Source organism: Variovorax sp. WDL1, assembly GCF_001541225.1.
Taxonomy (GTDB): Bacteria; Pseudomonadota; Gammaproteobacteria; order Burkholderiales; family Burkholderiaceae_C; genus Variovorax.
This window is the reverse complement of sequence record NZ_LMTS01000324.1, coordinates 80433-85818: the sequence shown is the minus strand read 5'-3', so window position 1 is coordinate 85818 and position 5386 is coordinate 80433. Positions and strand designations below refer to the sequence as shown.

General features: G+C 70.1%; 5 protein-coding genes. 1 reads left to right on the top strand and 4 read right to left on the bottom strand.

Annotated elements, in window-relative coordinates:
• Window positions 1–404 (bottom strand): Rieske 2Fe-2S domain-containing protein (locus tag APY03_RS45080; protein ID WP_232324552.1); only part of this gene is annotated, 404 nt, incomplete at its 3' end.
• A 23-nt stretch (window positions 405–427) separates the two neighbouring features.
• Window positions 428–1426, bottom strand: a complete 999-nt coding sequence (locus APY03_RS36740; RefSeq protein ID WP_068685255.1) for a Bug family tripartite tricarboxylate transporter substrate binding protein — start codon at window positions 1424–1426, stop codon at window positions 428–430.
• A gap of 96 nt (window positions 1427–1522) precedes the next feature.
• On the opposite strand from APY03_RS36740, the gene APY03_RS36735 reads away from it, so the two are divergent.
• On the top strand, window positions 1523–1897 hold the full coding sequence (locus APY03_RS36735; RefSeq protein WP_068685253.1) for a TfoX/Sxy family protein: 375 nt from the start codon (window positions 1523–1525) through the stop codon (window positions 1895–1897).
• 89 nt (window positions 1898–1986) lie between these two features.
• Here APY03_RS36735 and APY03_RS36730 read toward each other — a convergent pair whose 3' ends face one another.
• Both APY03_RS36730 and APY03_RS36725 read right to left on the bottom strand, forming a co-directional pair.
• Window positions 1987–3963: an acetyl/propionyl/methylcrotonyl-CoA carboxylase subunit alpha gene (locus APY03_RS36730; protein ID WP_269475627.1), complete on the bottom strand. Its 1977-nt coding sequence runs from the start codon at window positions 3961–3963 to the stop codon at window positions 1987–1989.
• Window positions 3960–5386: acyl-CoA carboxylase subunit beta (locus APY03_RS36725; RefSeq protein ID WP_232324551.1), on the bottom strand; the 1427-nt coding region annotated here is incomplete at its 5' end. The genes APY03_RS36725 and APY03_RS36730, both read right to left, overlap by 4 nt.

Genomic DNA, 5386 nt, shown 5'->3' with positions numbered 1-5386 from the left:
TGCAGCATGCGGCCGAGCCGGCTGCCGCCGTCCGGCTCGCAGGGCTGCTCCAGGCACTGCCCGGTGGGGCCGAACTTCCAGCCGTGGTAGCAGCAGCGGATGCCGTCCGCCTCCACCTTGCCGTAGAGCAGCGAGGCGCCGCGGTGCGCACAGCGCGGGTGCAGCAGCCCGGGCTCGCCGTTGCCGGCGCGAAAGAGGATCAGGTCCTCGCCGAGCACGCGGATCAAGCGCGGCGTCTCGCCTGCATCGGCGGCCAGGCCGACCGGATGCCAGTAGCGGCGCAGCAGCTCGCCCATCGCGGTGCCGCGCCCCGTACGTACCAGCTCGTCGCGCACCACGGGCGCGGACAGCTCGTAGGCGCTGCGGATGGGGATGACGTGACGATGGTCCTGAGGTGCTTTCATGAAGAGGGGTTCCTTCGATCTGTCTATTCCGGCTCCACGCCCGCGGCCTTCATCAGCGCCAGCCACTGCGGCGCGTCGCGCCTGTAGACCTCGGCCAGCTCCTCGGGCGTGCTGGCGATCGGATCCTGGCCCTGGTCGATCAAGCGCTGCGACACCTCCGGCGTACGGATGGCAGCGACGAAGGCCTTGTGCAGCCGGTCGATCACCGGCCGGGGCGTGCCCGCGGGGACGTAGACCGCGACATAGCCCGCCAGCTCGAATCCGGCGAAGCCCTGCTCGGCAAAAGTGGCCAGCTCCGGCAGGCCGCCGGAGCGGCGCGGGCCGGTCATGCCCAGCGCCTTGATCGCATTCGCGCGCACCAGCGGCCGCGCGCTTACCGGGCTGGAAAAGGTGGTGTCGAGCACGCCGCCGCGCACATCGCTCAGCGCGCTGACGTCGCCCTTGTACGGCACGTGCTGCATCTCCAGCCCGTAGCGCGTGCGCAGCAACTCGCCGAACAGATGGGCCGAGGAGCCCTTGCCCCAGGTGCCATAGGAGATCGGCCGCTTCTGCGCCTTGGCCCACTGCGCGAACTCCTGCAGGCCGTCGTAGGGCGCGTTGGCGGACCCGGCGAACATCACGCTGCCCAGCGACACCAGCGTCACCGGCGCGAAGCTGGCAACCGGGTCGTACGGGAGCTTCTTGTAGGCGCCGGCGTTGTTGATGGTCGTGCTGCTGGTCGTCACCAGCACCGTGTAGCCGTCGGCCGCCGCCTTGGCCGCGGCATCTGCACCGACGATGGTGGCGGCGCCTGGCTTGGCATCCACCACCACCGGCTGGCCGATCTCGACGGCCACGCGCTCGGTCATCGCGCGCACCGCCACGTCGATCGCGCCGCCCGGCGCGAAGGGCACGATCACGCGGATCGGCTTGCTCGGGAACGCATCCTGTGCCTGCACCGCGGGCCAGGCACCGGCGGCGGCGAACGCCGTGAGAAGGCGAAGCGCATTCCTGCGCCCGCAGGCCGAATCTGTCTGCGTCACATCTGTCTCCGTGGGTTCTTGTTCGTTGATAGTATCAACCATATCGGCACAGGTCAACGCGGCGTCGTGGCACGAGGCGGCTACCATCCACGCACGATGAGCCAGTTCGTCCAGAGTCTTCACGAGGTCTTCGAGCGCATGGGGCGCATCGACGCGCGGCGCATGTTCGGCGGCCACGGCATCTACCATGACGGACGCATGTTCGCTCTGGTGGTCAAGGACACGCTCTACCTCAAGGCCGATGCAGACACGCTGGCCGAATTCGAGAAGCGCGGACTGCCCGCCTTCGGCTACGAGCGCGAGGGCCGGCGCACGGAGATGTCCTATCGCCAGGCGCCCGAGGAAATCTTCGAGGACCGCGAGGAGGCGATGCGCTGGGGCCGGCTGGCGTGGGAGGCCGCCTTGCGCGCTGCGGCGCCGAAGCGCGTGCGGGGTGCTGCGGCCAAGAAGAGAAAAGGCAAGGCACGCTAAGGCGGCATTGCTGGAGGCCGTGCTTGTGGGCGCTTGCGCGTACTTCAAGTGCCAGGGCACCGGACGTATCACGGAACCGGCGGTATGCCCTACGAAGCGCCCGCCTCGACTTCTGCAACCACCCGCTGTGCCTCCACCTGTTCGCCAACGGCGACATGCAGCGCGCTCACCCTGCCCGCTGCGGGCGCCACATAAACGTGCTCCATCTTCATCGCCTCGAGCGTGACCATGGGCTGCCCCGCCTCCACGCGGTCGCCGACCGCAACCAGCACCGCGACCACGCGCCCGTTCATCGAGGCGCGCAGCTTGCCGTCGCCACGCGCCTCGCCCGCACGCACGCCCGCGGCGCGCGCGTGGTCGTCGATGACGAAGGGCCGGCCACAGTAGTGCAGCAGCAGGCGCGTGCCCTCGCGGTGGAACACCGCGCCGTCCATCACACCATCGCAGACGAGGCGCGCCCGGTCGCCGTCAAGCTGGAGCAGCGCGAGCGCGATGCTGCGGCCGTCGAGCTCGACCTCGAAGCGCTGATGGTTGCGCAACTGCAGCTCGCCTTCATGACGCCGTCCGTCCACGTCGAAACGCAGCGGGACCGCTAGCGAATGCGTCAGCGCGCGCTCGCCCCACCGTCGCGCCCGGCCATCCGCGGTCTCGTGCAGCAGCACGGCTGCCACAGCTGCTGCCCGCAGATGCGCCCCATCGTCCGGCGCAAGCAAGGCATCGGAATGCTGCGCGATGAAATCGGTGGCAGCCCCGCCCTCGACGAAAACAGGATGCGCCAGGCAACGCCCCAGGAAGACCTGGTTGGTCCTGACGCCGAGCGCCACCAGTTCCTCCAGCCCGTGCAAGAGGCGGCGGCGCGCCTCTTCGCGCGTGCGGCCCTGGCCGATCAGCTTGGCGATCATCGAGTCGTACCACGGCGGGACTTCCGCACCGGGGCGCAGCGCATGCTCGGTTCGCACGCCCTCCGGCGGCTGCCACAGCGCCAGGGTGCCGCTCTGCGGCATGAAGCCCGTGTCCGCATCCTCGGCGCACAGCCGCACCTCGATGGCGTGGCCGTCGAGGCGCACCTGCGCCTGCGTGAGCGGCAGGGGCTCTCCCGCGGCGATACGCAATTGCAGTTCCACCAGATCAAGCCCGGTGATCGCCTCGGTCACCGGATGCTCGACCTGCAGCCGCGTGTTCATCTCCATGAAATGGAACTGTCCCTGCGCATCGAGCAGGAATTCCAGCGTGCCCGCGCCCTCGTAGCCGATCGCCTTCACGGCCGCCACTGCCGTCGCGCCCATGCGCTCGCGCAGCTCGGGCGTGACCGCCGGCGAAGGCGCCTCCTCGATCAGCTTCTGGTGGCGGCGCTGCACCGAGCAGTCGCGCTCGCCGAGGTGGATGGCGTTGCCATGCCGATCGGCGAAGACCTGGATCTCGATGTGGCGCGGCGCCGCGATGGCGCGCTCCAGGATCACGCTGTCGTCGCCAAAAGCACCGCGCGCCTCGGACTTCGCGCTCCTGAGCAGCTCGGCGAATTCGGCGTCCGACGATGCGAGCCGCATGCCGCGGCCTCCGCCGCCGGCGCAGGCCTTGATCATCACCGGATAGCCGATGCGCCCGGCTTCGCTCCTCAGCCGCTCGTCACCCTGGTCGCCGCCCTGGTAGCCCGGGATGCAGGGTACCCCGGCCTCGCTCATCCGGCGCTTGGCGCCGGCCTTGTCGCCCATGACGGCAATGGCCTCCGGCGAGGGCCCGATGAACACCAGCCCGGCTTCGCGGCAGGCGCGCGCGAACGCCTCGTTCTCCGCGAGGAAGCCATAGCACGGATGCACCGCATCGGCGCCGGTGCGCCGCGCCGCCTCGATGATGGCCGGGATGCACAGGTACGACTGCGCCGGCAGGGGCTCGCCGATGCAGACCGCCTGGTCGGCCTGCTCGACGTGCAGCGCGCCGGCGTCGGCGGTGGAGTACACGGCGACGGTCCGGTAGCCGAGCGAGCGCGCGGTGCGCATCACGCGCACCGCGATCTCGCCGCGGTTGGCGATGAGGATCTTGCGGAAGGGCGTAGGTATAGCCGTCACGGCCGGGCCACCGAGAACTGCATGGGCTGCGGCGTCTTCGCCTCGGCATCGCGGCAGATCGACATCAGCTCGGCCAGCAACGCGCGGGTGTCGCGCGGGTCGATCACGCCGTCGTCGAGCAACAGCGCGCTGGTGCTGAACACGCTCATCTGGCGCTCGAAGCGCTCGATGATCTGGCGCTGCAGCGCCTCGAGCCTGGCGTGGTCCACCTCGCCCTTGCGGCGCATCGCGGCCTCGGTGACGATGGCCATGGTGCGTGCCGCCTGCTCGCCGCCCATCACCGCCGTCCTGGCGTTGGGCCAGGAGAAGCAGAAGCGCGGATGGAAGCCGCGCCCGCACATGCCGTAGTTGCCGGCGCCGAAGGAGGCGCCGCAATGAATGGTGAACTGCGGCACGCTCGCGCTGGTCACGGCCTGGATCATCTTCGAGCCGTGCTTGATCATGCCGGCCTCCTCGTGCGCACGGCCCACCATGTAGCCGGTCGTGTTCTGCAGATAGAGGATGGGAGTGCGCGCCTGGCAGCAGGCGTGGATGAAGTGCGTGGCCTTGTTCGCCCCGGCCACGTCGATCGGGCCGTTGTTGGTGATGATGCCCAGCGGCCAGCCCTCGATCATCGCGGTGCCGCAGACGGTGGCCGGCCCGTAGTCGGGGCTGAAGGCGAGGAACTCGGAGCCGTCGGCGATGCGGGCGATCACCTGCCGCATATCGACCGGACGCTTGGGGTCCATCGGCATGATGCCCAGCAGCTCCTCGGCATCGTGTCGCGGCGGCGTGAAGCTGCGCGGCTCCCGGGGCAGCCCGCGGTTCCAGTCGATGCAGGCCAGGATCTCGCGCGCGATGCGCAGCGCGTCGCGGTCGTCCTCGGCCAGGTAATCGCCAAGGCCGGAGACAGAGGTGTGCATGGCGGCGCCGCCCAGCTCCTCCTCGCTCGCGACCTCGCCGGTGGCCGCCAGCAGCAGCGGCGGGCCGGCGAGAAAGGCGCGGGTGCGTTCGCGCACCATGACGATGTGGTCCGAAAGGCCGGTCTGGTAGGCGCCGCCGGCGGTCGAGGAGCCGTGCGTCACCGTCAGCACCGGGAGGCCGGCGGCCGACAGGCGGGCAAGGTTGCGGAAGATGTTGCCGCCTCGCACGAAGTCCTCGACGCGGTAGGCCATCAGGTTGGCACCGGCGCTCTCGACCAGTTGCACGAAGGGAAGCCGGTTCTCCAGCGCCAGCTCCTGCACGCGCAGCTGCTTGTCGAGCCCCATGGGCTGCAGCGCGCCGGCGTCGATGCCGGAATCGGAGGCGCTGATCATGCAGCGGATGCCCGAGACCTGGCCGATGCCCGAGATCACGCCGCCGCCCGGCACGCTCTTGTCCGGGTCGGGGCGGTCCTGGCAGAAGCCCGCCAGCGTGGACAGCTCGAGGAAGGGTGCACCCGCAT